Here is a 716-nt window from a genome sequence, read left to right as displayed (position 1 = left end):
CTGGACGGTGCCGCGAGGCTGGAGGTGTTCGCCCAGCTCACGGGCTTCGTGGCCGGGCACGTCGGCTACGAGATCGCACAGGCGCGGGCCGCGCTGCCTCCCGGCCGGGCCGAGGCCGAGGCCCGCTACCTGGCCGCCGTCGCGGCCGACGGCCGGCACCCGGAACTCGCCGAGGCCCTCGCCTCCGCCGGAAGCCCGCCCACCCCCGACGACACCTTCGCCCGCTTCCTGGACCGCCTGGTCGACGGCCTGGACAGCACCTGAGCCCGCGGCAGCCCCACCCCAAAGGGCGTGCGGATCAAACCAGTTGAGTGATCGCACCCCGCTGCTACGGTGGCCCGGTGACTTCGACCAAACAGTTCCAGGTGACCTTCGACTGCGCCGACCCCGAACGCGTCGCCCGCTTCTGGTGCGAGGTGCTGGGCTACGTCGTCCCGCCACCGCCGAAGGGCTTCGCCTCGTGGACGGAGTTCGACCGCTCCCTGCCCCCCGAGCGGCAGGGTTCGGCCTTCGCCTGTGTCGACCCCTCGGGCGTGGGCCCGCGGCTGTTCTTCCAGCGCGTCCCCGAGGGCAAGGCGGTCAAGAACCGGGTCCACCTCGACGTACGCGTCGGCACGGGCCTCGTCGGGGAGGAGCGCGTGGCCGCACTGGAGGCCGAATGCGCCCGCCTGGTCGCCCTGGGCGCGGTCCGCGTGCAACTGCTGCGCGCCGACGGC

The 716-nt window shown here is 73.9% G+C and carries 2 protein-coding genes; both read left to right on the top strand.

Translation table 11 applies throughout. From position 1 onward, the window contains the following. A partial coding sequence (locus tag VR44_RS12270) for a TetR/AcrR family transcriptional regulator C-terminal domain-containing protein (protein ID WP_045947487.1) occupies window positions 1–264 on the top strand: 264 nt, incomplete at its 5' end. A 77-nt stretch (window positions 265–341) separates the two neighbouring features. Then, window positions 342–716 (top strand): VOC family protein (locus VR44_RS12265; protein ID WP_045947488.1); only part of this gene is annotated, 375 nt, incomplete at its 3' end.

The organism is Streptomyces katrae (assembly GCF_000966975.1).
Lineage (GTDB): Bacteria > Actinomycetota > Actinomycetes > Streptomycetales > Streptomycetaceae > Streptomyces > Streptomyces katrae.
This window is presented reverse-complemented; position numbering and strand designations above follow the sequence as displayed.